Below are 22,963 nucleotides of genomic sequence, written 5' to 3' on the forward strand. Positions count from 1 at the left end.
TCAGACGACGGGGTGCTTGGCGTCGACCGGGGGCGTCATGCGCGTGGCGATCGCGATGCGGTTCCACACGTTGATCGTCGCGATCGCCAGCACCAGCGCGCCCAGCTCGCCGTCGTCGAAGTGCGCGGCGGCGCGATCCCACACCTCGTCGCTCACGGCGTCCTCCCCGAGCCGCGTGACGGCGTCGGTGAGGGCCAGCACCGCCTTCTCGCGCTCGTCGAGCAGGTCGCCGGCGTGCTCCCAGGCCGTCGCCGCGACGAGCACGCGCTGGGGGATGCCGGCGCGCAGCCCGTCGGTCATGTGCATGTCGACGCAGAACGTGCAGCCGTTCAGCACCGATGCGCGGATCTTCAGCAGCTCGAGGAGCCGCTTGTCGACGGAGGAGCGGGCGTGCCCCTCCATGCCGATCACGGCGGCGTAGCCGAGGCGGTTCGTGCGGCTGATGTCGATGCGGGTCATGGTGATCCTTTCTGGGGGGGGGTCACCATGTCCGTCGGACGCGGGGCACGGAGTGTGACATCCGTGCTCAGCCGCGCGTGCCGACGCCGAGAAGGATGACGAGCAGCAGTCCCGGGAAGAGCCGCCCGCGCCGGCGCGGGGTGGGCAGCACCGGCTGATTGCGTATGAGGGTCGGGTCGTCGGGGCCGCCCGGGGTGCTCATCCGGTCCGCCTCGTCGCGGGCGGGTGGGTCAGGGCACCGCGGGGTACGGGCGGGCGCGGAGCAGGCGGGCGAGGTGCGCGGCGTTGCTCGCGGCGCCGTCCATGGTCGAGGCGACCGCCTGCGGTGTCTCGGGCAGATCCTTGTAGTCGGTGGTGCTCATCGCCTCGCCGTTCCAGTACACGGCCGCCTGGGCCGGGATCGTGAACCCGATGTCGTTCAGCGCCTGGAACAGGATCGCCGAGATGTGGTGCGCGCCGTCCTCGTTGCCCACGACGCCGACGATCGCGACCTTGTCCCACAGGATCGGCCGCCCCTGGTCGTCGGTCGTCGACAGCTCGGCGTCGAGTCGCTCCAGGGCGCGCTGCGCCACGCTCGAGTGCTGTCCGAGCCAGGTGGGCGTGACGAAGACGAGGATGTCGGCGTCCAGAACCTGCTGCCGGATCCCGGGCCACGCGTCGCCCTCGCCCATGTCGGCCTCGACGCCCGGTGCGATGTCGTGGTCGACGAGCCGAAGTTCGTGCCCGTCGACGCCGTGCGCCGCGAGCCGATCGAGCAGCTGCCGCGACATCAGATGCGTGCTCGAGTCGGCCGGCGAGGGCTTGAGCGTGCAGTTCAGCGCGAGTGCCGTGATGTCGTTGTCCGCCATGCCTCGCACGCTACGTCGCGCAACGGGGGTCGCCCATCCGCTTCCGTCGCGCGGCGGCGGTGGCTACCATCCGCCGCCTGGCGTCGGCGCCCCGTGGCCGATCCGCGCCCTCGCCCCGGCGACGCGAGTCAGCGACGGCGCAGCTCGACGACCGGGATGATGCGATCCGTGCGGCGCTCGTACTCGGCGAAGCCGGAGCTCGACTCCGTGAAGCGCCGCCATGCCTCGTCGCGCTCGTCGCGCGGCAGGTCGCGTGCGCGCACCGGCACGAGGCCCTCTTCAGGCGTCTCGATCTCCACGTCCGGGTGCGCGAGGAGGTTGTGGTACCAGGCCGGGTTGTCGGGCGCCCCGCCCTTCGACGCGGCGATGTGCCACACGTCCGGTCCCTGTCGCTGGGCGGCGACGGGAGCGATCCGCTCGGCCCCGCTCTTCGCGCCGATGTGGTGCAGCAGCACCAGCCCGGTGCCGAAGCCCATGGTGGTGACGTTCCCGCCGTTGGCGCGGAACTCGTCGATGATCTGCTGGTTGAAGTCCGCCATGCGCCACACGCTACTCCCGGGCGGGGGAGGGCGGTACAACGAAGGCCCCCACCGTGGTGGAGGCCTTCAGGGTGGAGGGGCTGACGGGAATCGAACCCGCGCTGTCTGCTTGGGAAGCAGAAGTTCTGCCATTGAACTACAGCCCCGCGCGTACGCGTACCGACATGCTAACAGCGCGGGGGAGGAGTGCCGGCGCTGGCCGCCCCGGAACGCGGGTTCGGGATGTGCGTAGCCAGGCTCGGGACGGCCGGTCGGCGGTCGGCGCACCGACCCGACGGCCGCCTGAGTCCATTGCACCGCGAACCGACCACCGCCGGGGCCCCGAAGGTCCGAACTGAGTGGGGATCGGTGCGATCTGTGCGGGCACTCAACACGCCATAGGCTGGGGGCGTGCTGCTCTCGGATCGTGACATCAAGGCCGAACTCGAGTCGGGGCGGATCGGGCTCGACCCACTGGACCTGGGGATGGTCCAGCCGTCGAGCGTGGATGTGCGGATCGATCGGTTCTTCCGGCTGTTCGACAACCACAAGTACCCGTTCATCGACCCGGCGGAGGATCAGCCCGACCTCACGCGCCTCGTCGAGGTCGCCGCGGATGAGCCGTTCATCCTGCACCCCGGCGAGTTCGTGCTGGGCTCGACCTTCGAGGCCGTGACCCTGCCCGACGACGTCGCCGCGCGACTCGAGGGCAAGTCGTCGCTGGGCCGGCTCGGCCTGCTCACGCACTCGACCGCCGGGTTCATCGACCCCGGGTTCTCGGGCCACGTCACGCTGGAGCTGTCGAACGTCGCGACGCTGCCGATCAAGCTCTGGCCGGGCATGAAGATCGGCCAGCTGTGCTTCTTCCGCCTGACCTCGCCGGCCGAGAACCCCTATGGCTCCGGGCCCTACGGCAACCGCTACCAGGGCCAGCGCGGCCCGACCGCCTCGCGCTCGTTCCGCGGCTTCCACCGCACCGACGTCTCGGTCACCGACGCGGGCTCCCAGGCCGGCTGACCGGGCCGGGACCGCGGATCGGTGAGACTGCACGCCTGCGCCGAGACAGCTGGCACCGTACGCGGTCTCGGCGCAGAGCTGCAGTCTCGCGGAGCCTGAACCCCGGCGCGGGACCCGGCCCCCGGCCGCAGCGCGCCTGCGCTCGGGCGGATCCTCGGCGCCCACCGGAGGATGATCGCGCTCGGGCGGAGGAATCCGCGCGTATCCGCCCGCCGGCGCGCGGAACTCCGTCGCTGTGCGCAGATCCCCCGTCGCTGTGCGGATGCCCCGCGGCACGCGGGCGGCGGCACCCGCGCCCCCTGACGGCACCGCGAGACTGCACGCCTGCGCCGAGACAGCTGACGTTGCACGCTGTTTCGGCGCGGGGCTGCAGTCTCGCGGAACCCGCGTCCCAGCCCCGGCCCCGGCCCCGTGCCCCGGCCCCGCGACCCCCGCGCGCCGCAGCCCCCGCGTCAGCAACCCCCGCGTCAGCCCTTCTCGGCGCCCTCCGTGGTCGACATGATGCGGCGCTGGAAGAGGAAGAACACGATCGCGACCGGGATCGTCATGAGCACCGCGGCCGCGAGCTTGAGCGGGAACTGGTTGCCCGATCCGAGCTGACCCGACACGAGCGCGCCGACACCCGTGGTGAGGGTGTGCAGCTCGGGGCTCTGGCGCGAGATCACGAAGTGGCTGAACTCGTTCCACGAGCCCTGGAACGACAGGATCGTCAGCGTGATGATCGAGGGCGTCGCCATCGGCAGCGTCACCGACCAGAACGTGCGGAACACGCCGGCGCCGTCGATCCGCGCCGCCTCCTCGATCGAGGCGGGCAGCGAGTCGAAGAACTGCTTCATGATGAAGATGCCCGTGGCGTCGACGAGCAGCGGCAGGATCATGCCGGCGTAGGTGTCGTAGATGCCGAGCTCCTTGATCACGAGGAAGCGCGGGATCATCAGCACGACCGACGGCACCGCCATCACGCCCACGAAGATCGCGAACACCGCCTGGCGCCCCGCGAACCTCAGGCGCGACAGCGCGTAGCCGGCGAGGGAGTCGAAGAACACGCGGCAGATCGTGACGATGATCGTGATGACGAGCGAGTTCGCCGACAGCGGCAGGTCGGTGCCGGTGAACAGCCGCTCGTACGCGGCCCAGGTGAAGGTCTCGGGCAGCAGCGACATCGGGTTCTGCGTCGCGTCGGCGTCTGTCTTGAACGAGTTCGCCACCGAGATCACGAACGGCGAGATGTACACCGCCGCGAGGGCGACGAGCACGATGTAGGTCACGACGACGCCGGCGCTGAACCGCTGAGCGGTGGTCTTCATCGCTGCCCCTCCCCGACGCGGGCGAGGCGGCCCTCTTCCGCGGCGCGCAGGAACGAGCGCAGCTGGCGCCGCGATCCCGCCTCGCGATCGCGCAGCACCCACCGCTGGAACAGCGAGAGCACCACGATGATGAGGAACAGCACGAACGCGATCGCCGCCGCGATGCCCGGCTCGTGGTTCTCGAAGGCCTGGTTGTAGGCCATGTATGCCGGGCTCGTCAGGGTCTGCGCCGCCGGGGTGTTGGCCGTCAGGTAGACCTGATCGAACACCTGCCAGGTGCCGATGAGGCCGAGCGTCAGCACGGTGAACAGCGTGGGGCGCAGCATCGGGAGGGTGATCCGCCAGAACGCCGTCCACTTCGTCGCACCGTCGACCGCGGCCGCCTCGGAGATCTCGCCGCCGACGTTCTGCAGCCCCGCGAGGAAGAGCAGCATGAACGTGCCCGAGGTGGTGAACACCGCCAGGATGATGAGCACGCACTGCGCCACCGACGGCCCGCCGATCCAGCTCCACGCCGAGACGCCGAGGAACCCGGGCTCGTTCCAGCCGGCCGGCGGCGAATCCACGCCGAACACCCCGAGCAGGCTGTGGATCACGCCGTCGCCGTTCGCCATCCAGTTCGGCCCGGTGATCCCCACCCAGCTGAGCATCACGTTCACGACGCCCGAGGTGCTGAACAGGAACAGGAACACGCCCGTGATCGCGATCGACGACGTCACCGACGGGAAGTAGAACGCCGTGCGGAAGAAGCCCTTCGCCTTCAGCAGCCGGTTGTTCACCTGCACCGCCAGGAACAGCGCGAGCATCGTCTGCAGCGGCACGACGAACAGCACGTAGTACACGTTGTTGCGGATCGCCCGCCCGAACAGCTCGCGGGTGAGGCCGTCGTCGGTGAGGATCGTGCCGTAGTTCTCGCCGCCGACGAAGTCCACGCTGTCGTTGAACAGCGGGGAGCGGCGCCCGTTCCAGTCGGTGAAGCTCACCCACAGCGCCAGCAGGATCGGCAGGATCAAGAACACGCCGATGATCACGATCGCGGGCAGGGTGAACAGCCACCCCGCCGCCTGCTCGCCCCCGTTCGTGGCGCCCCGGCGCCGACCCCTTCGGGCCGGTGCCGGGGCGGTCGCGGTCGTCACGCGATCACTCCTGTGCGGCGTCGTACGCGGTCTGCAGCTGCGTCTGGATCCCCGCGAGGAACTCGGCGGGATCGGCCGACGCGAGCGTGGTGACCCCGTTGTTGAACTCGGTGACCACGTCGGCCGCGCCGGGGAAGCTCACCGGGTTGGTGGCGTACTCGGCTCCGGCCACGAAGGCCTCGTTCTCGGGGTAGGTCTCGGCGTACGTCGCGGCCGCCGACTCCGTGGACGGGATCACGCCGAACGCGTCGCTGAACGCGAGCTGCTGCTCGTCGCTCGTGAGGAACTCGACCAGATCGATCGCGTCATCGGCCGTCTCCGACCCCTCGGGAATGCCCCAGCAGTTCGAGAACGTGAACGTGCCCTTGCCGCCCGGGCCGGCCGGCAGCTCGACCACCCGGTACGACACGTCGGGGAAGTCGGTCTCGAGCGCGCCCGAGATCCACGGTCCCTCGACGACCATCGCCGCCTTGCCCTGGCCGAACGCCTCGCCCGCCCAGCCCGCGCCGAGGTCGGCGGGCCACTGCATCGTGCCGGCGTTCAGCAGGCCCTGCAGGTAGGTGAGCGCCTCGACGTTCTCGGGGGCGTCGGCGGTCACGGTGTCGCCGTCCATGAGCCCGCCGCCGGCCTGCGCCATGAACGCCCCGACGCGCTGGTACTCCGCGCCCATCGACAGCCCCGCGACGCCGTCGGAGGTGAGCCGCTCCGCGGCCGACTGCAGCTGCTCCCACGTGGTCGGGATGTCGGCGTCGGTCAGGCCCGCGGCCTCCCACAGCTGGGTGTTGATGACGAGCCCGAGCGTCGAGAAGTCCTTCGGCGCGCAGAAGAACTGGCCGTCGTAGCTGAAGGCGTCGACGAGGGCGGGGTAGAAGTCGTCCGCGTTGGGCAGGTCCTCTGCATAGGGCTCGAGGTAGTCGTCCGACGCGTAGGTCTGGAACTGATCCCAGCTCATGTAGAAGAGATCGGGCGGGGTGTCTCCGGCGTAGCCCTGCGCCAGCTCCTGGTTCAGGTCGCTGGCGGGGATGACCTCCACGTCGATGCCGGAGTCCTCGCTCCACGCGTCGACCGCGGTCTGCAGGGCGTTCGTCTCGGCGTCGCCCGAGGATCCGAACAGGATGGTCAGGCCCTCGTCGGAGCCGCCGCCCCCGTCGCCCCCGCCACAGCCCGCGAGAACGAGGGTCAGCCCGCCGAGAGCGGCGAGCGCTGTCACCTTTCGATTCATCAGATTGCCCCCAATCACGGCTTGGTCCGGCCGCTCGGTCGCACCGTCCGATGCTGATGTGCACATCCTCGTGCGTTCGATTGCGCGAGGCTAGGGGGTGGCGCGCGAGCGCCGGATCGTGCCAGCTTCCTCCCTGGCCGGGTGTCAGCGGCCGGGGCTAACGTGGACGGCATGCAGACGTCGACGGACGGCCCGGAGCACCTGCGGCAGCCGCTGCTCGATCGTGAACGGGTGGTGCTGGCCGCGCCCACCCAGGTGTGGTCCTCGCGTGACGGCGACGCGTGGGACATGCCGGTGCACGGCCTCTTCCACGGCGACTCGCGCATCCTGTCGGGCCTGAGGCTGCGTGTCAGCGGCGAGGTGCCCGAGGCGATCGGCCACTACGGCTGGAGCGGCGAGCTGGCGTTCGAGGGGATCGTCCGCGCGGTGGACGATCCCACCCCCGACCCGCGCGTGCGGGTGCTGCGCACACGCAGCGTGCGGGCCGGCGAGGTGACCGAGCGGATCCGGATCGACAGCGGCCTCGACGAGCCGGTCCGTGCGGACGTCGTGCTCGAGCTGCGCATCGGCATGGCGGAGCTCGGCGACGTGAAGGCCGGCCTGCGCCCGGCCAGCGCGCACGAGTTCGTGGCGTCGGAGCCCGGGGCGCATGCCACCGCCACCGATGGGCGCCGCCGCATCGCCGTCACCGCCGAGGGGGCGCACGTGCAGGCGGAGGGCGACATCATCCGGCTGCGCTGGGAGTGCGCGATCGCGCCGCGCGGGCAGGCCGAGGTCGCCGCCGTGATGGCGGTGGGCGACGCGCTCGGCGTCTTCGGCGGCTACGACGGCGACGAGCCGTGGCGCCCCCTGCCGCCCACGGGCGACCTGCTCCTGGACCGGTGGTCGTCGCGGGCGCGCGACGACCTCGGCGCGCTGCTGATGTCCGACCCCGCGTCCGGCGATGCGTTCCTCGCGGCGGGATCGCCGTGGTTCTTCACGCTGTTCGGCCGCGACTCGCTCATCGCCGCCCGCTTCCTGCTGCCGCAGGGACCGGAGTTGGCCTGGGGAACGCTGCGCACCCTCGCGTCGCGGCAGGGCACGAAGGTCGACATCGAGACGGCCGAGCAGCCGGGCAAGATCCTGCACGAGGTGCGCTCGAGCTACTTCGACATGCCGGGCGAGGGCATCCACCTGCCGCCGCTGTACTACGGCACGATCGACGCCACCCCGCTGTGGATCATCCTGCTGCACGGGGCGTGGCGGCACGGCATCGAGCTCGAGCGCATCCGCGAGCTGCAGCCGGCGCTGGAGGCGGCCCTCGCCTGGCTGCGGGATGACGGGTGCCCCGACGACACGGGCTTCCTCAAGTACATCGACGAGTCGGGCCACGGGCTGGCCAACCAGGGCTGGAAGGACTCGGGCGACTCGATCCGCTTCAGCGACGGGCGGATCGCGGAGGGGCCGATCGCGCTGTGCGAGGTGCAGGGCCAGGCGTACCAGGCGGCCGTGCTCGGCGCCGAGCTGCTCGATGCCCTCGGCGCCGATGGCGGCGACGCGTTCCGCGACTGGGCCGAGGCGCTCAAGCAGCGGTTCCGCCGTGAGTTCTGGGTGGAGCGGCGCGGGCTGCGCTTCCCGGCGATCGCGCTCGACGGGCACGGCGAGCCGGTCGACTCGCTCACCTCGAACATCGGCCAGCTGGTCGGCACCGGAATCCTCGATGCCGACGAGGAGAAGGCGATCGCGGATCTGCTGATCGATCCCCGCCTGTCGTCGGGCTTCGGGCTGCGCACGATGGCGTCGGACGAGGCGGCCTACTGGCCGCTGTCGTACCACTGCGGCACGGTGTGGCCGCACGACACGGCCGTGGCGATCGAGGGCCTGCTGGCCTCGGGCTTCCGGGTGCACGCGCGCGACCTCGCCCGCCAGCTGCTCGTCGCGGCCGAGTCGTTCGCCTGGCGCCTGCCCGAGCTCTACTCGGGCGAGCCCGCCGATCGCGCCGGCAAGCGGCTGCAGCCCGCGCGCTACCCCGCGGCGTGCCGCCCGCAGGCGTGGGCCGCGGCGGCGGTGGTGCCGGTGCACCGTGCGCTGACCGAGTAGGGCGTCAGCGCACGTCGCCGTCGACGTAGAACCAGCGGCCGCCGCGCCGGGCGAAGCGGCTGCGCTCGGTCATCGCGCCGTCGCCGCGCGGCGTGCGGTACCGGGCCGTGAACTCCACCTCGTCGCCCGTGGCGTCGTGGATCTCGAGCTCCGTCCACTCGGTGTCGTCGTCGAGGTCGAGCTCGGTCGGCCGCGTGCGCGGGTGCCACGTGCGCAGCAGGTAGTCGGCGTCCCGGCGGGCGAAGGCGCTGTAGCGCGATCGCATGAGCCGCGCGGGCGTCTCGGCGAGCGTCGCGCCGGTGTGGAGCGGGCCGCAGCACTGCGGGTACGGTCGCCCGGATCCGCAGGGGCAGGCGCTCGCGAAGCTCACCGCCCGACTGTACCGCGCGGGCGGGTCGTGCTCGCGGGTCTCGTGCGCTCGGGGCGGCGGCGGGGTCCGGCGCTTCCGGCGAGGCGATCGAGGATCGCGTTCTCCGGAAGCGCGCGGGCCCTCCGGCGATCATGCGCGGCCGCGCTCGAATCCGGCCCGGAAGCCTCGCTCGAACGCGCGCTCGGCGTGGTGGTGCGGGCCGAAGCCGTGGTGACCGGCGCCGAACGGGCGGCGCGGGTGGGGCAGGCGCTCGTCGAACGGGCGCGGACCGTCGAAGCCCGCGTGCTCGGCGAAGGGGCGCTCGGGGAAGGCGCGCTCCGGGAAGGGGCGGCGATCGCCGTGGCGGCGCGGGCGCGGAGGCATCCCGTCGCCGTCGGACCAGCCGAACGCGCGCGCGAGGGTCTCGAGGGTGCGCAGCGTCGTGGCGAGGTCGTCGGCGGGGACCGCATCGGCGACCCGGGAGCGGATCGCCGCGACCTTCTCGCCCAGGCGCTCCTTCGCGGCGCGACCGGCGTCGGTGAGCGCCCAGTCGCCGCCGACCCGCTCGATCCAGCCGAGCCGGGCGAGGCGCGCGAGCCGCTTGGATCGGCGCGGGTGGGCGGGCAGGGGCACCGCGACGGTGCCGTCGATCTGGTTGAGCGCCATCCAGTCGCGCCGATCGACGGGCTCGCCCTCGAAGGCGGCGTCGAAGGCGTGCGAGAGGAGGCGATCGACGGCCGTGAGCCAGAAGCCGATCGGCCGGGAGTCGGGAGTGTCGTCCGTGGTGTTCATGGGGTGTCCTTTCGAGGTCCGTGGGGACCGATGCATGTCAGGTGTTATGTGTATGCACTGTGACATGGAAGATGAGTGCATGTCAAGTGGCATGTATTCTGAGGGGCGTGACCGACGACAGCCCCGCCACCCGCATCGCCGATGCCCTCGCCCGCCTGCGCGGCGCCCGCACGCTTCCCAGCGGCCCGCGCCAGGGCGGCCCGCGGGGCCCGCGCACCTGGGGAGCCGTCACGCCCGACAGCCTCGGCGAACTGCGCGCGGAGTTCGCGCAGCGGCGAGCGGCGCACGCCTTCGGCCCGCACGGCCACGGGCCGAAGGGTGGTCCGGTCGGCCGCTCGATGGCGCGGGTGCGGATGCTCGAGGTGCTCTCGGAGGCCGGATCGCCGCTGTCGGTCGGCGACCTCGCCGCGCGGCTCCACGTCGATCAGCCTCGCGCCAGCCGCATCGTGCAGATGGCCGTGCAGCTGGGCCTCGCGCGGCGGGAGGCGGATCCCGCCGACGCCCGGCGCACGCTCATCGCGCTCACCGATCAGGGCGCGGCGGCGGTCGCCGAGGCGCGCGGCGCCCGCACCGATGCCGTGCGGCAGGCGCTGGCCTCGTTCTCGCCGGAGGAGCAGGCGCAGCTGGCGACCCTGCTCGGCCGCCTGGCCGACGCCTGGCCGCGACCCGGTCGCTGAGCCCGGCGCGGGTCAGCGCAGCTGCTTGACCGGCAGGAGCAGCAGCAGGCCGACGAGGATCACGCCGACGATGGCGAGGATGCCGAACTCGGTTCCCAGCCAGCCCACGATGAGCGCCCACGCGAGCGAGGCCATCCAGCTCGAAGCGCGGCCGGTGGTGGCGTAGAGGCCGAAGATCTCGCCCTCGCGACCGGCGGGGGTCACGCGCGCCAGGAACGACCGCGACGCCGCCTGGGCCGGGCCCACGAAGGCGCACAGCAGGAGGCCGCCGATCCAGTACACGATCGGGCCGAGATCGACGAGGAAGAACACCGCCAGCCCGGCGACGATCATCGACGAGAGCGCGAAGACGATGATCCGCTTGGCGCCGAAGCGATCGTCCAGCGGGCCGGCGGCGATCGTGGAGAGCCCGGCGATGAGGTTCGCCGCGACGCCGAAGATCACCATGTCGAGGAACTCGAAGCCGAACACCGAGCTGCCGATGATCGCGCCGAAGGCGAACACGCCGCCGAGGCCGTCGCGGAACACCGCGCTGGAGAGCAGGAAGAAGCCGGTGTGGCGCGTCTCGCGGTTGCGGAACAGGGCGATGACGTCCTGCACGAGCAGCCGGTACGAGGCGAAGAAGCTCACGCGGCGTTCGGGTCGCCCCAGCGACGGCTCCGGCACGTTGAGGAAGATCGGGATCGAGAACACGATCGCCCAGATCGCGCAGCCGAGCGCGATGATCCGGAACGGCAGCCCCGTGTCCTCGGGCAGCCCGAACCAGTCCGCGCTGTAGAACACCACCACGAGGATGAGCGCGATGATGCCGCCGACGTAGCCGAACCCCCAGCCGAGGCCCGAGATGCGGCCGATCGAGCGCTGGTTCGCGATGCCGATCAGCATGGCGTTGGAGCTGACCGCGGCGATCTCGCCGAACACCTGGCCGGCCGAGATGAGCGCGACGCCGAGCCAGAACAGGGTCGGCGTCGGCTCGACGAACCACAGGCCCAGCATGGAGGCGATGAGCGCGCCCGTGCCGATGGCGAGCCACGTCTTCTGTCGGCCGGCCGCGTCGGAGCGCTGGCCCAGCACCGGTGCGATGAGCAGGATCACGAGGCCCGCGATCGTGCCGCCCCAGCCGAAGTTCGAAGCGAGCTGATCAAGCGCCGCCTTGCGAACCGGATCCTCGGTCGGGAGCGCCTGGATGTCGGCGGGCAGGAAGACGTCGGTGGTGAGGTACAGCGAGACGAAGATGAAGGTCAGCACGACCGTGTTGAACGGCTGCGTCGCCCAGTCCCACAGCGCCCACGAGTAGATCTGCTTCTTGGGCGCGGTCTTGCCCTCGCGCAGGTCGAGGCCCATCACCCCGATCGCGCCGCTGTCGGCGGTGGCGGGCAGGTCGGTCCGGGGCGCGTTCGGGTCGCTCACGTCAGGGAACCTAGGGAGCGAAGGTGAACGGTTGGTGCCGTGCGCATGGCGCTCACCCTAGCGGGGCGGATGCGCGATTCCCGCAGGTGGGAGATCGGCATGCACACATCCTGCCCCGCGCAAAAGTTGAGCGTATTCATATCAAGTTCGTTTGACGCGGTCGGGGGTCGAGATCTACCCTTGAGTCAGCACGACTCAGATTCCGTGCGACGACTTTCCAGGCCGGCAACACAAAGGAGACAACATGGCACGCGCTGTGGGTATCGACCTCGGAACGACCAACTCGGTCGTCGCGGTCCTCGAGGGCGGCGAGCCCAAGGTCATCGCCAACGCCGAGGGCTTCCGGACCACCCCGTCGGTGGTCGCGTTCACGAAGGACGGCGAGGTGCTGGTCGGCGAGACCGCCAAGCGCCAGGCCGTCACCAACGTCGACCGCACCATCGCGTCGGTCAAGCGCCACATGGGCACCGACTGGAAGACCCAGGCGATCGACGGCAAGGCGTACACGCCGCAGGAGATCAGCGCGCGCATCCTCATGAAGCTCAAGCGCGACGCCGAGCAGTACCTGGGCGACACGGTCACCGACGCCGTCATCACCGTGCCCGCGTACTTCAACGACGCCGAGCGCCAGGCCACCAAGGAGGCTGGCGAGATCGCGGGCCTCAACGTGCTCCGCATCATCAACGAGCCCACCGCGGCCGCCCTGGCCTACGGCCTCGACAAGGGCAAGGAGGACGAGCTCATCCTCGTCTTCGACCTCGGTGGCGGTACCTTCGACGTCTCGCTGCTCGAGGTGGGCAAGGACGACGACTTCTCGACCATCCAGGTGCGCGCCACCGCCGGTGACAACCGCCTCGGCGGCGACGACTGGGACCAGCGCATCGTCGACTACCTGATCAAGCAGTTCAAGGACTCGACGGGCGTCGACGTCTCGAGCGACAAGATCGCGCTGCAGCGCCTCAAGGAGGCCGCGGAGCAGGCCAAGAAGGAGCTGTCGAGCTCGACGTCGACGAGCGTCAACCTGCCGTACCTGTCGCTCACCGAGAACGGCCCCGTGTCGCTGAGCGAGACGATCACCCGCGCCAAGTTCGAGGACCTCACCAAGGACCTCCTCGAGCGCACCAAGAAGCCGTTCGACGACGTCATCCGCGAGGCCGGCATCAAGGTGTCGGACATCGCGCACGTCGTGCTCGTCGGCGGCTCGACCCGCATGCCCGCCGTGAGCGACCTCGTCAAGCGCGAGGCCGGCAAGGAGCCCAACAAGGGCGTGAACCCGGACGAGGTCGTCGCCGTCGGCGCCGCCCTGCAGGCCGGTGTCCTCAAGGGCGAGCGCAAGGACGTCCTGCTCATCGATGTGACCCCCCTGAGCCTCGGCATCGAGACCAAGGGCGGCATCATGACCAAGCTCATCGAGCGCAACACGGCCATCCCGACCAAGCGCAGCGAGACCTTCACCACCGCCGACGACAACCAGCCGTCGGTGGCGATCCAGGTGTTCCAGGGCGAGCGCGAGTTCACCCGCGACAACAAGCCGCTCGGCACGTTCGAGCTGACCGGCATCGCCCCGGCCCCGCGCGGCATCCCGCAGATCGAGGTCACCTTCGACATCGACGCGAACGGCATCGTGCACGTCTCGGCGAAGGACAAGGGCACCGGCAAGGAGCAGTCGATGACCATCACGGGCGGCTCGTCGCTGCCCAAGGAGGACATCGAGCGCATGGTCCGCGAGGCCGAGGAGCACGCGGCCGAGGACAAGAAGCGCCGCGAGGCCGCCGAGGTCCGCAACCAGGCCGAGACGCTCTCGTACTCGATCGAGAAGCTGATCCAGGAGAACGCCGACAAGCTGCCCGCCGACGTCAAGGACTCGGTGCAGGCCGACGTCGACGCCCTCAAGACGGCGCTGGCCGGCGAGGACGACGACGCCGTGAAGACCGCGTTCGACAAGCTCAACGAGAGCCAGACGAAGCTCGGCGAGGCGATCTACGCGCAGTCGCAGGCGGACGCCGCGGCCGCATCCGAGAGCACCCCGACGGAGGAGACGTCCTCGGATGAGGACGTCATCGACGCCGAGGTCGTGGACGACGAGGACGAGAAGAAGTAATGGCCGGCAAGGACTTCGACGAGAACGACGAGGTCCAGCCTGGCGCCGAGGGGCCGGAGGCGAACGCTTCCGGCCCCGACGCGCAGGCGGACGAGCAGCCCGCGCCCGAGGCGGAGGCCGAGGCGCTGACGGTGGACGACATCCTCGGCGCCGAGCAGACCGACGAGGCCGCCGAGGCCGAGCACAGCGACTACGAGACGCAGCTGCTGCACGACCTCAAGCGGCTGCAGGCGGAGTACGCGAACTACCGCCGCCGCACCGAGGAGCAGCGCCAGCTCGAGATCGATCGCGCCAAGGGATCGGTCGCCAAGGGCCTGCTGCCCGTGCTCGACGACCTCGATCGCGCTGCCAAGCACGGCGACCTGCAAGAGGGAACCGCGTTCGCGCTCGTGGCCGAGAAGCTGCGCGGCGTGGCCGAGCGCATGGGCCTGACGACGTACGGGGCCGCGGGCGATGCCTTCGACCCGCAGCAGCACGAGGCCGTGTTCCAGCAGCCCGTGCCCGGCACGACCGAGTCGACCGTGCTCGAGGTGGTCGAGGTCGGGTACCGGCTGGGCGACGTCGAGCTGCGGCCGGCGAAGGTCGTGGTCGCCGTGCCGGCGGAGTAAGGCAGGAGACGGATGGCCAGTCAGGACTGGTTCGACAAGGACTTCTACAAGGTCCTGGGGGTCTCGAAGGACGTCTCCGAGAGCGATCTGAAGAAGACGTATCGCAAGCTCGCGCGGAAGTATCACCCGGACTCCAACCCGGGGGACACCGCCGCCGAGGCGAAGTTCAAGGAGATCAGCGAGGCCTACTCGGTGCTCTCCGACCCGGAGCAGCGCCGCGAGTACGACGAGCTGCGCGCCATGGGCTCGGGCGCCCGCTTCACGGCGAGCGGATCGAGCGGCGGCGGGTTCGAGGACGTCTTCAGCCGCTTCACGACCAGCCGCGGATCGTCGGCCGACTTCGACGACATCTTCTCGATTTTCAACCAGACCCGCGGCGGCGGGTTCGGGACGGGACGGTTCGGTCAACCCAGCGGCGGGTTCCAGGGCTTCGGCGGCCCCACGAAGGGGCAGGACCTGCGGGCGAACACGACGATCGACTTCGTCACCGCCGCGAAGGGCGAGACCGTGACGCTGCAGAGCGGCGACGGCAAGCCCTTCAAGATCAAGATCCCGGCGGGCGTGGCCGACGGCCAGAAGATCCGGCTGCGCGGTCGCGGGCGCCCGTCGCCCGACGGCGGCGACAACGGCGACATCGTCGTGGAGGTCAAGGTGCGCCCGCACCCGGTCTTCACCCGCGACGGGCTGAACCTGCGTGTCGCCGTGCCGGTGACCTTCACCGAGGCGGCCCTGGGCGCGACGATCGAGGTGCCGACGCTGGACGGCGACGTGGTGAAGCTGCGCGTCACGCCGGGCACGCCCTCGGGGCGGGTGCTGCGCGTCAAGGGCCGCGGCATCACGTCGAAGAACGGCACGGGCGATCTGCTCGCCGAGGTGCAGGTGGTGGTGCCGGGCCACCTCACCGACGCGCAGCGCGAGGCCCTCGAGCGCTTCCACGAGGTGGAGCCGCCCGAGAACCCGCGCGCCGACCTGATTGCGCGCGCAAAGGGCTGATCGCGATGACCCGCGAGACTGCAGCGCCGCGCCGAGACAGCAGACACGGGATGCTGTCTCGGCGCGGGCGTGCAGTCTCGGTGATGATGGCAGGACGAGCGAGGAGGTGGACGGATGAGCGACGAGTACGAGATCGATGAGGACGCGCCCGTCTTCGCCATCGCCGTCGCCGCGGAGCTGGCGGGCATGCACCCGCAGACGCTGCGCCAGTACGACCGGATCGGGCTGGTGGTGCCGGGGCGCACGCGCGGCGGGTCGCGCCGCTACTCGGCGCGCGACATCGCCCAGCTGCGCGAGGTGGCCCGGCTCTCGGGCGAGGGGATGAGCCTCGCCGCGATCGCGCGCGTGCTCGACCTGGAGGACGAGGTGCGCGACCTGCGCCGGCGGGTGCGCGCCCTGGAGGAGCGGCTGGAGGCCGAGATCGCCTCGCGCCCCGGCGCCCGGGTGTTCGCGGCGGGGGCGACGGGATCGGTCGTCACGCTGCGGGCGGGCACGCGCGTGCGCCGCAGCGCCGAGCTGATGCTCTGGACGCCGCCCTCGTCGCCGCGCTGACGGTCCCGCTGGGTCGCAAGACGCACCCGGCGCACCTGCCGGGCAATCGGCGGGGCCACGGCATCATGGGGGTATGAGCCCGCAGCTGTGGACCCGCCTCGGAGAGACCGTCGGCATCTGGCCGGGCCGGGAGTGGCCGCTCGGCGCGACGTGGACCCCCGAGAGCACGAACTTCGCCGTGTACGCCCCCAACGCCACGCGGGTGCACCTGTGCCTGTTCGGCGACGACGACCGCGAGACCTCGTACGAGCTCACCGAGCAGACCCTCGGCATCTGGCACGGCGCCCTGCCCGACATCCGGCCGGGGCAGCGCTACGGCTACCGCGTGGACGGTCCGTGGGATCCGGCGAACGGGTACCGCTTCAATCCGCACAAGCTGCTGCTGGATCCGTACGGCCTCGCCACGAGCGGCACGGTCATCGCCGAGCAGCCGATCTTCGGCGCCCGCGAGGACGACCCGGCGGTGCGCGACGACACCGACTCGTCCGCCTACACCGGGCGCAGCGTCGTGGTCGACCCGTCGTTCGACTGGGAGGGCGATCGACCCCTCGGCACCCGCTGGCGCGACACGGTCATCTACGAGCTGCACGTGAAGGGCTTCACGAAGCTGCACGATCGGGTGCCCGAGCCGCTGCGGGGCACGTACGCCGGCCTGGCCCAGCCCGCCGTGATCGAGTACCTCCGCGACCTCGGCGTCACCGCCGTGGAGCTGCTGCCCGTGCAGCAGTTCTTCTCGGAGCCGGCGCTGCTCGAGCGGGGCCTGAGCAACTACTGGGGCTACAACACCATCTCGTACTTCGCGCCCGACGCCTCGTACAGCTCGTCGGGCGACCGCGGCGGCCAGGTCGCGGAGTTCAAGAGCATGGTCAAGGAGCTGCACCGGGCGGGGATCGAGGTGATCCTCGACGTCGTCTACAACCACACCGCCGAGGCCGGTCCCGACGGCCCCACGCTGTCGTTCCGCGGGCTGGACGATCGCGGGTTCTACAAGCGCGTCATCCCGGCCGAGGGTGCCGGCTTCGACGACACGTACTGGGACGTCACCGGCTGCGGCAACACGGTCGACGCCTGGAACCCGCTCGCGCTGCGGCTCATCCTCGATTCGCTGCGCTACTGGGTCACCGAGATGCACGTCGACGGCTTCCGGTTCGACCTCATGTCGGCCCTCACCCGCACCGGCTACGAGGTCGACTTCGCGTGCGCCCTGCTCATCGCGATCGATCAGGACCCGATCCTGCGCCACGTCAAGCTCATCGCCGAGCCGTGGGACGTCTCGATGGACGGGTATCTCGTCGGGCGCATGCCCCCGCCCTGGGCGGAGTGGAACGATCAGTACCGCGACACCATCCGCGACTTCTGGCGCGGTCAGGGGACGATCCGCAACGTCGCCACGCGGCTGGCCGGCTCGAGCGACCTGTACGCCGACGACGGCCGCTCCGCCTCGAACTCGGTCAACTTCATCACCGCGCACGACGGCTTCACCGTGCGCGACCTGGTCAGCTACGACCACAAGCACAACGAGGCCAACGGCGAGGACAACCGCGACGGCACCGACAACAACCGCTCCTGGAACCACGGCGCCGAGGGCGAGACCGACGACGCGGCGATCGTGGCCGAGCGGCGGCGCCAGGCCGCCAACCTCATGCTCACGCTGTGCCTGTCGAACGGCGTGCCCATGATCACGGCCGGCGACGAGCGGGGCCGCACCCAGGGCGGCAACAACAACGCCTACTGCCAGGACAACGAGATCTCGTGGGTCGACTGGAGCGCCGACAACGCCTGGCTCGACGTGTACGAGCTCACGAAGGCCGCGCTGCGGCTGCGGCGCGAGCACCCCGCGCTGCGGCAGCGGCACTGGTTCGAGGGGCGTCCGACGATCGAGGGCGGACCGTTCGATCTGGCCTGGCTGCACCCGGACGGCCGCGTCATGACCGACGCCGACTGGGGCGACGCCGGGCAGCGGGCGATCGGCATGTACGTGTCGGGGCGCCCGCTGCGCGAGCCCGGCCCGCGCGGCGAGCAGCTCACCGACGCGTCGTTCCTGATCTGGTTCACCTCGGGCGCCGACCCGATCGAAGCCCGCATCATGCCGCAGCAGTGGGAGCCCGCGTTCCGCGTGGTGCTCTCGACCGACCCCGGGGTGACCGAGGGCACCGTCTGCCGCGCGGGCGAGGGGATCACCGTGGGCGGCCGCTCCGTCGTCGTGATGCAGTCGCTCGACGACGGGGCCGACTGACCCCGCCTACGCCAGCGCGGCCAGGCCGAGCTCGGTGGTGGTGGCGAGGAGCGGATGGACCGGCACCACGCGCACGGTGTAGCCGAACGGGCCCGCCCGATCCAGCAGCACCTCGCCCGTGAAGGCCGCGCGCGATTCCTCGAACCGCTCGCTCAGCGAGAGCGGGGCCACCCGCAGCGAGGTGAGACGATCGTCGCCCTCGGCGCGGCCGTGCACGAGCTGCACCTGGACGTCGTCGGGCGAGAGGTCGCCCAGGGCCACGTCGGCGCGGACCCGCAGCGAGGCCCCGACCTCGGCGACCTCGTCCACGCCGCTGGATTCCACGTGCTCCACCCGCACGCCCGGCCACGCCGTGCGCACGCGGCCCTTCCACGCTGCCAGCTCGACGGCCCCGGCGTAGTCGGCGCCGAGCGCCCGCGCGTTGCGCGCGGCGGGCGTGTACAGGGCGTTCACGTAGTCGCGCACCATCCGCGACGCCAGCACCTTCGGGCCCAGCGACTCGAGGGTGTGGCGCATCATCTCCATCCATCGCACCGGGATCCCGGCCGCGTCGCGGTCGTAGAACCGGGGCGCGATCTCGCGCTCCAGCAGCTCGTACAGCGCGGCCGCCTCGAGATCGTCGCGGTGGTTCGGGTCGTCCACGCCGTCGGCCGACGGGATCGCCCACCCGTTCTCGCCGTCGAACCACTCGTCCCACCAGCCGTCGAGGATCGACAGGTTCAGCCCGCCGTTGAGCGCCGCCTTCATGCCGCTCGTGCCGCACGCCTCGTAGGGGCGCAGCGGGTTGTTCAGCCACACGTCGCAGCCCGGGTAGAGCACCTGGGCCATCTGGATCTCGTAGTCGGGCAGGAACACGATGCGATGGCGCACCTCGGCGTCGTCGGCGAAGCGCACGAGCTGCTGGATGAGCGCCTTGCCGCCGTCGTCGGCGGGGTGCGACTTGCCGGCGATGACGAGCTGGATGGGCCGCTCGGGGTCGAGCAGCAGCGCCTTGAGGCGCTCGGGGTCGCGCAGCATCAGGGTGAGGCGCTTGTACGAGGGCACGCGGCGGGCGAAGCCGATCGTGAGCACATCGGGCGAGAGCGCGTCGTCGATCCAGGTCAGCTCGGCGTCCACGGCGCCGCGGTGCAGCCACGAGGCCCGCACCCGGCGGCGCGCGTCGTGCACGAGGCGCTCGCGCATGCGCCGCTTGGCCGCCCAGATGCGCTCGAAGCCGATGTCGTTGAACACCCGGGCGAGGGCGCCCGCCTCACCGTCGAGCTCGGCACCCGACTCGTCGAACATGTCGAGGAACTCGCGTGCCACCCACGTGCGGGCGTGCACGCCGTTGGTGATCGATCCGATCGGCACCTCGGCCTCGTCGAAGTCGGGCCACAGGCCGTTGAACATCTCGCGGCTCACGTGCCCGTGCAGCGTCGAGACGCCGTTGGCCCGCTGCCCGAGGCGGAAGCCCATCACCGCCATGTTGAACACGCCGGGGTCGCCGCCCTCGTAGTCCTCGGCGCCCAGGGCGAGCACCCGATCGGTGGGCACTCCCGGGAGCACGCCGCCGTCGGCGGCGAAGTACTGCTCGATGAGCGAGCGCGGGAACCGGTCGATGCCCGCCGGTACCGGCGTGTGGGTGGTGAACACCGTCGACGCGCGCGACATCTCCAGCGCGTCGTCGAAGCCGAGGCCCGGGCCGCCGTCGCCGACCGTGAGCTCGCGGATGCGCTCCAGGCCCTGGAACCCGGCGTGGCCCTCGTTGGTGTGGTAGACCTCGGGCTCCGGGGCGCCCGTGATCCGGCAGTAGGCACGCAGGGCTCGCACGCCGCCCACGCCGAGCAGCAGCTCCTGGCGCAGCCGGTGCTCGCCGCCGCCGCCGTAGAGGCGATCGGTGATGTCGGCGTAGTTCTGCGGGTTGCCGTCGACGTCGGTGTCGAGCATGAGCAGCGGCACGCGGCCGACGCGGGCCACCCAGATCCGCGCCTTCAGGTCGGGCCCGCCGGGCAGGGCGAGCGAGATCGTCGCGATCTGCCCGTCCGCCTCGCGCAGCGGGCTGATCGGCAGCTCGTCGGGGTCGAGCAACGGGTACGACTCCTGCTGCCACCCCTCGCGCGAGAGCGCCTGCGTGAAGTAGCCGTGGCGGTAGAGCAGGCCGACGCCGATCAGCGGCACGCCGAGGTCGCTCGCGGCCTTGAGGTGGTCGCCGGCGAGGATGCCCAGGCCGCCGGAGTACTGCGGCAGCGCCGCGGCGATGCCGAACTCGGGCGAGAAGTACGCGATCGCGCGGGGGCCGTCGCCGAGTTCGCGCTGATACCAGTGGTCGTCGGCGAGGTACGCGCGCAGATCGTCACGCACCCGCGCGAGCCGATCGAGGAAGCCGTCGTCGCGCGCGAGCTCGTCGAGCCGCGTCGGATCGACCCCGCCGAGCACCTCGACCGGGTCCTGCGTGCGCGCCCACAGGTCGGCGTCGACGTGTGCGAACACGTCCTGCGTCTCGTGGTGCCAGCTCCAGCGCAGGTTGCCGGCGAGCTCGCCGAGCGCGGTGAGGGGCTCGGGCAGGACGGGCCGGACGGTGAATCGTCGGATCGCGCGCATGCGCCCACCGTAGCGCCGCGGCCCCACCCGCGCGTTACACCTCCGTGAACGCGCGACGGCCGGGGCCGTTCCTGGACGAGCGGTGACGGGAGTCTGAATCGCCGGGGGCGCGTTCGCCCGTTGCGATGCATCTCGTTCACGATCCGGTCGCCGTCCCGTAGGCAGGATGTCCCGCGGCATCCATACCGTCTTGCCGTGCCCACTGCCACCGAGCCCGCATCGCTGGCGCCGGCCGCGCCACCGCCGGCCGCGCCGGCCGCCGCGCCCGCGCCCCGACGCGCGCGGTTCGATCCCGCGGCGCTGTGGCGCAACCCGCGCCGGCGCCGCGACCTCTGGGTCTTCCTGGCGTTCGCGGGGCCGAACGTCGCCCTGATCGTCGTGTTCTGCTGGCGCCCCGTCTTCCAGAACCTGCAGTACTCGTTCCTCGACTGGACGCTCGGCAATGCCACGGCCCGCCCCGTGGGCCTGGGCAACTACATCGAGTTCTTCACGGGCAGCGGGCCGGGGATCCTCTGGACGACCTTCCTGTTCACGGTTGCGACGGTCGGCGGGTCGATGGTGCTCGGCCTGCTCGTCTCCCTGGCCCTCAACCGGCGGCTGGTCGGCACCACCTTCGCGCGCAGCGCCGTGTTCGCGCCTTTCGTGCTGTCGGGCGTCGGCGTGGGCCTGGTCTGGCTGTTCATCTTCGACCCGATCGTCGGCGTGCTCTCGCACATCCTGCGGGGACTCAGCCTGGCGGTGCCGGACTGGTTCCTGCAGCCCGGGCCCGCCCTGGCGATGGTGTGCATCGTCTTCATCTGGAAGAACCTGGGCTACTGCGCGGTGATCTACCTCGCCGGCCTGCAGTCGGTCCCGTCCGACCTCATGGAGGCCGCGGCGCTGGACGGCGCCGGCCCGGTGCGGCGGTTCTTCCGGATCACGCTGCCCCTGCTGTCGCCCACGACCTTCTTCCTGCTCATCACGACCATCCTCAGCTCGCTGCAGGCCTTCGACCTCATCCGCATCATGACGCCGGCCAATCCCGGCACGCGGACGCTGATGTTCGAGGTGTACCTGCAGGCGTTCGGCGGCTACAACCGGGCGGGGTACTCGTCGGCGCTGGCGACGATCCTCTTCGTCATCCTCGTCGTGATCACCCTTCTGCAGATGCGCTACCTCGAGCGGCGGGTGCACTACTCATGACCTCCGGCGCCGTCCGCACCCGCTCCCGCGCGGCCCGCCTCCTCGGCGATGCGCTCGGCGGCTACCTGCCGCTCGTCGTGGCGACCCTGATCGTCGCGCTGCCGCTCATCTGGATGATCCTGGGCTCCCTCAAGTCGCCGGCCGAGATCATCACGCAGGACCTCGTGGTGCTGCCGAGCAATCCGAGCCTCGACGCCTATGCCGACGCCTCGGCGCGCATCGACTTCGCCCGCCTCACGCTGAACTCGACGATCGTCACGGTCGTCGGCGGCGCGATCAAGGTGGTCCTCGCGCTCACCACCGCCTACGCGCTGGTGTTCGTGCAGTTCCCGTTCAAGCGCCTGGTCTTCGGCGTCATCCTCGTCGCCCTGATGGTGCCGGCGCAGGTCGCGCTCGTGCCGAACTACGTGCTGATCGCGGGGATGGGAGGCGTCAACACGTACTGGGGCATCATCCTCCCGGGGCTGGGGACCGCCTTCGGCACGTTCCTGCTGCGGCAGCAGTTCCTCGCCCTGCCGAAGGAGATCGTCGAGGCCGCCGAGATGGACGGCGCGGGGCACGTCACGCGCCTGTTCCGGGTGATCGTCCCGGTGACGACGCCGACCATCGCGACGGTCGCCCTCGTCACGGTCGTGAACGAGTGGAACGACTACCTGTGGCCGCTCATCGTGACCAACTCGGGCGACATGATGACGCTCCCCGTCGGGCTGTCCCAGCTCAGCAACAGCGAGGGCGACCTGGGGCAGTACCCGATGCTCATGGCCGGCGCCGTCGTGGTCATCGTGCCGGTGCTCATCCTCTTCGCCTTCCTGCAGCGGTACATCGTCGCCGGCCTCACCCAGGGCGCCGTGCGCTGAACGACCTCAGGCTTCCTTCCCTCCCCGTCATCGCCCCACC

General features: G+C 71.2%; 21 protein-coding genes and 1 tRNA gene. 10 read left to right on the top strand and 12 right to left on the bottom strand.

The annotated features are described in order from the left end of the window. From E3O41_RS01155 to E3O41_RS01170, 5 genes are all read right to left on the bottom strand, one after another. A complete protein-coding gene (locus E3O41_RS01155) occupies positions 1-459 on the bottom strand; it encodes a carboxymuconolactone decarboxylase family protein (protein WP_067026527.1) in 459 nt (152 codons plus the stop codon). 67 nt (positions 460-526) lie between these two features. Beyond that, entirely contained in the window at positions 527-661 is a 135-nt protein-coding gene (locus E3O41_RS14480) for a hypothetical protein (protein ID WP_276204030.1), read from the bottom strand. Positions 662-689: 28 nt separating this feature from the next. Next, positions 690-1,307: a flavodoxin family protein gene (locus tag E3O41_RS01160; protein WP_067026529.1), complete on the bottom strand. Its 618-nt coding sequence runs from the start codon at positions 1,305-1,307 to the stop codon at positions 690-692. 128 nt (positions 1,308-1,435) lie between these two features. Beyond that, a complete protein-coding gene (locus tag E3O41_RS01165) occupies positions 1,436-1,846 on the bottom strand; it encodes a nitroreductase/quinone reductase family protein (RefSeq protein WP_067026531.1) in 411 nt (136 codons plus the stop codon). A 72-nt stretch (positions 1,847-1,918) separates the two neighbouring features. Then, positions 1,919-1,992, bottom strand: a tRNA-Gly gene (locus tag E3O41_RS01170). Between the two features lie 244 nt (positions 1,993-2,236). On the opposite strand from E3O41_RS01170, the gene dcd reads away from it, so the two are divergent. After that, a complete protein-coding gene (gene dcd / locus E3O41_RS01175) occupies positions 2,237-2,842 on the top strand; it encodes a dCTP deaminase (protein ID WP_067026533.1) in 606 nt (201 codons plus the stop codon). Between the two features lie 467 nt (positions 2,843-3,309). Here the strand turns inward: dcd and E3O41_RS01180 are convergent, their stop codons facing one another. From E3O41_RS01180 to E3O41_RS01190, 3 genes are read right to left on the bottom strand one after another with little or no spacing between them, the layout of a single operon-like run. Then, positions 3,310-4,149, bottom strand: a complete 840-nt coding sequence (locus tag E3O41_RS01180; RefSeq protein ID WP_067026535.1) for a carbohydrate ABC transporter permease — start codon at positions 4,147-4,149, stop codon at positions 3,310-3,312. Beyond that, positions 4,146-5,285, bottom strand: a complete 1,140-nt coding sequence (locus E3O41_RS01185; RefSeq protein WP_067026537.1) for a carbohydrate ABC transporter permease — start codon at positions 5,283-5,285, stop codon at positions 4,146-4,148. Before E3O41_RS01185 ends, E3O41_RS01180 begins: the two co-directional genes overlap by 4 nt. Before the next feature lie 4 nt (positions 5,286-5,289). Next, positions 5,290-6,495, bottom strand: coding sequence for a sugar ABC transporter substrate-binding protein (locus tag E3O41_RS01190; RefSeq protein WP_240482387.1), 1,206 nt, complete (start codon positions 6,493-6,495; stop codon positions 5,290-5,292). Positions 6,496-6,678: 183 nt separating this feature from the next. On the opposite strand from E3O41_RS01190, the gene E3O41_RS01195 reads away from it, so the two are divergent. Continuing rightward, a complete protein-coding gene (locus E3O41_RS01195) occupies positions 6,679-8,586 on the top strand; it encodes a glycogen debranching N-terminal domain-containing protein (RefSeq protein ID WP_135011830.1) in 1,908 nt (635 codons plus the stop codon). Between the two features lie 4 nt (positions 8,587-8,590). Here the strand turns inward: E3O41_RS01195 and E3O41_RS01200 are convergent, their stop codons facing one another. Further along, a complete protein-coding gene (locus tag E3O41_RS01200; protein WP_067026543.1) occupies positions 8,591-8,956 on the bottom strand; it encodes a YchJ family protein in 366 nt (121 codons plus the stop codon). 129 nt (positions 8,957-9,085) lie between these two features. Continuing rightward, a complete protein-coding gene (locus tag E3O41_RS01205) occupies positions 9,086-9,727 on the bottom strand; it encodes a MarR family winged helix-turn-helix transcriptional regulator (protein WP_135011832.1) in 642 nt (213 codons plus the stop codon). Between the two features lie 107 nt (positions 9,728-9,834). On the opposite strand from E3O41_RS01205, the gene E3O41_RS14360 reads away from it, so the two are divergent. After that, on the top strand, positions 9,835-10,404 hold the full coding sequence (locus tag E3O41_RS14360) for a MarR family winged helix-turn-helix transcriptional regulator (RefSeq protein WP_244927254.1): 570 nt from the start codon (positions 9,835-9,837) through the stop codon (positions 10,402-10,404). Positions 10,405-10,416: 12 nt separating this feature from the next. Here the strand turns inward: E3O41_RS14360 and E3O41_RS01215 are convergent, their stop codons facing one another. Beyond that, entirely contained in the window at positions 10,417-11,814 is a 1,398-nt protein-coding gene (locus E3O41_RS01215) for an MFS transporter (RefSeq protein WP_067026547.1), read from the bottom strand. Positions 11,815-12,058: 244 nt separating this feature from the next. On the opposite strand from E3O41_RS01215, the gene dnaK reads away from it, so the two are divergent. The 5 genes from dnaK to glgX all read left to right on the top strand — a co-directional run bounded on the left by dnaK (position 12,059) and on the right by glgX (position 18,304). Then, on the top strand, positions 12,059-13,915 hold the full coding sequence (gene dnaK / locus E3O41_RS01220; protein WP_067026549.1) for a molecular chaperone DnaK: 1,857 nt from the start codon (positions 12,059-12,061) through the stop codon (positions 13,913-13,915). Continuing rightward, positions 13,915-14,523 carry a nucleotide exchange factor GrpE gene (locus tag E3O41_RS01225; protein WP_067026552.1) on the top strand — a complete coding sequence of 203 codons (609 nt, stop codon included), beginning with the start codon at positions 13,915-13,917 and terminating at the stop codon, positions 14,521-14,523. The genes dnaK and E3O41_RS01225 overlap by 1 nt, the downstream gene beginning before the upstream one ends. Before the next feature lie 12 nt (positions 14,524-14,535). Then, positions 14,536-15,516, top strand: a complete 981-nt coding sequence (locus E3O41_RS01230) for a DnaJ C-terminal domain-containing protein (RefSeq protein WP_067026554.1) — start codon at positions 14,536-14,538, stop codon at positions 15,514-15,516. Between the two features lie 114 nt (positions 15,517-15,630). After that, entirely contained in the window at positions 15,631-16,068 is a 438-nt protein-coding gene (locus E3O41_RS01235; RefSeq protein WP_067026556.1) for a heat shock protein transcriptional repressor HspR, read from the top strand. Between the two features lie 73 nt (positions 16,069-16,141). After that, entirely contained in the window at positions 16,142-18,304 is a 2,163-nt protein-coding gene (glgX, locus tag E3O41_RS01240; protein WP_135011834.1) for a glycogen debranching protein GlgX, read from the top strand. Between the two features lie 6 nt (positions 18,305-18,310). On the opposite strand, the gene glgP is transcribed toward glgX, so the two are convergent. After that, positions 18,311-20,884, bottom strand: a complete 2,574-nt coding sequence (glgP, locus tag E3O41_RS01245) for an alpha-glucan family phosphorylase (RefSeq protein WP_135011836.1) — start codon at positions 20,882-20,884, stop codon at positions 18,311-18,313. Positions 20,885-21,079: 195 nt separating this feature from the next. Here glgP and E3O41_RS01250 point away from each other — a divergent pair, with 195 nt between their 5' ends. Continuing rightward, positions 21,080-22,066: a carbohydrate ABC transporter permease gene (locus E3O41_RS01250; RefSeq protein ID WP_067026562.1), complete on the top strand. Its 987-nt coding sequence runs from the start codon at positions 21,080-21,082 to the stop codon at positions 22,064-22,066. Beyond that, the gene (locus E3O41_RS01255) at positions 22,063-22,923 is read left to right on the top strand and encodes a carbohydrate ABC transporter permease (RefSeq protein WP_067026565.1); all 861 of its coding nucleotides are present in this window, start codon (positions 22,063-22,065) and stop codon (positions 22,921-22,923) included. Before E3O41_RS01250 ends, E3O41_RS01255 begins: the two co-directional genes overlap by 4 nt. The last annotated feature ends 40 nt before the right edge of the window (positions 22,924-22,963 follow it).

The organism is Microbacterium sediminis, from assembly GCF_004564075.1.
GTDB classification, from domain to species: Bacteria; Actinomycetota; Actinomycetes; order Actinomycetales; family Microbacteriaceae; genus Microbacterium; species Microbacterium sediminis.

What these genes read in the sequence shown, in the direction of transcription:
- E3O41_RS01255 (WP_067026565.1), top strand. Translation starts at nt 22,063, where the DNA reads ATGACCTCCGGCGCCGTCCGCACCCGCTCCCGCGCGGCCCGCCTCCTC.
- E3O41_RS01180 (WP_067026535.1), bottom strand. Translation starts at nt 4,149, where the DNA reads ATGAAGACCACCGCTCAGCGGTTCAGCGCCGGCGTCGTCGTGACCTAC.
- E3O41_RS01195 (WP_135011830.1), top strand. Translation starts at nt 6,679, where the DNA reads ATGCAGACGTCGACGGACGGCCCGGAGCACCTGCGGCAGCCGCTGCTC.
- glgP (WP_135011836.1), bottom strand. Translation starts at nt 20,884, where the DNA reads ATGCGCGCGATCCGACGATTCACCGTCCGGCCCGTCCTGCCCGAGCCC.
- E3O41_RS01155 (WP_067026527.1), bottom strand. Translation starts at nt 459, where the DNA reads ATGACCCGCATCGACATCAGCCGCACGAACCGCCTCGGCTACGCCGCC.
- E3O41_RS01235 (WP_067026556.1), top strand. Translation starts at nt 15,631, where the DNA reads ATGAGCGACGAGTACGAGATCGATGAGGACGCGCCCGTCTTCGCCATC.
- E3O41_RS01160 (WP_067026529.1), bottom strand. Translation starts at nt 1,307, where the DNA reads ATGGCGGACAACGACATCACGGCACTCGCGCTGAACTGCACGCTCAAG.
- E3O41_RS01225 (WP_067026552.1), top strand. Translation starts at nt 13,915, where the DNA reads ATGGCCGGCAAGGACTTCGACGAGAACGACGAGGTCCAGCCTGGCGCC.
- glgX (WP_135011834.1), top strand. Translation starts at nt 16,142, where the DNA reads ATGAGCCCGCAGCTGTGGACCCGCCTCGGAGAGACCGTCGGCATCTGG.
- E3O41_RS01230 (WP_067026554.1), top strand. Translation starts at nt 14,536, where the DNA reads ATGGCCAGTCAGGACTGGTTCGACAAGGACTTCTACAAGGTCCTGGGG.
- E3O41_RS01165 (WP_067026531.1), bottom strand. Translation starts at nt 1,846, where the DNA reads ATGGCGGACTTCAACCAGCAGATCATCGACGAGTTCCGCGCCAACGGC.
- dnaK (WP_067026549.1), top strand. Translation starts at nt 12,059, where the DNA reads ATGGCACGCGCTGTGGGTATCGACCTCGGAACGACCAACTCGGTCGTC.
- E3O41_RS01205 (WP_135011832.1), bottom strand. Translation starts at nt 9,727, where the DNA reads ATGAACACCACGGACGACACTCCCGACTCCCGGCCGATCGGCTTCTGG.
- E3O41_RS14480 (WP_276204030.1), bottom strand. Translation starts at nt 661, where the DNA reads ATGAGCACCCCGGGCGGCCCCGACGACCCGACCCTCATACGCAATCAG.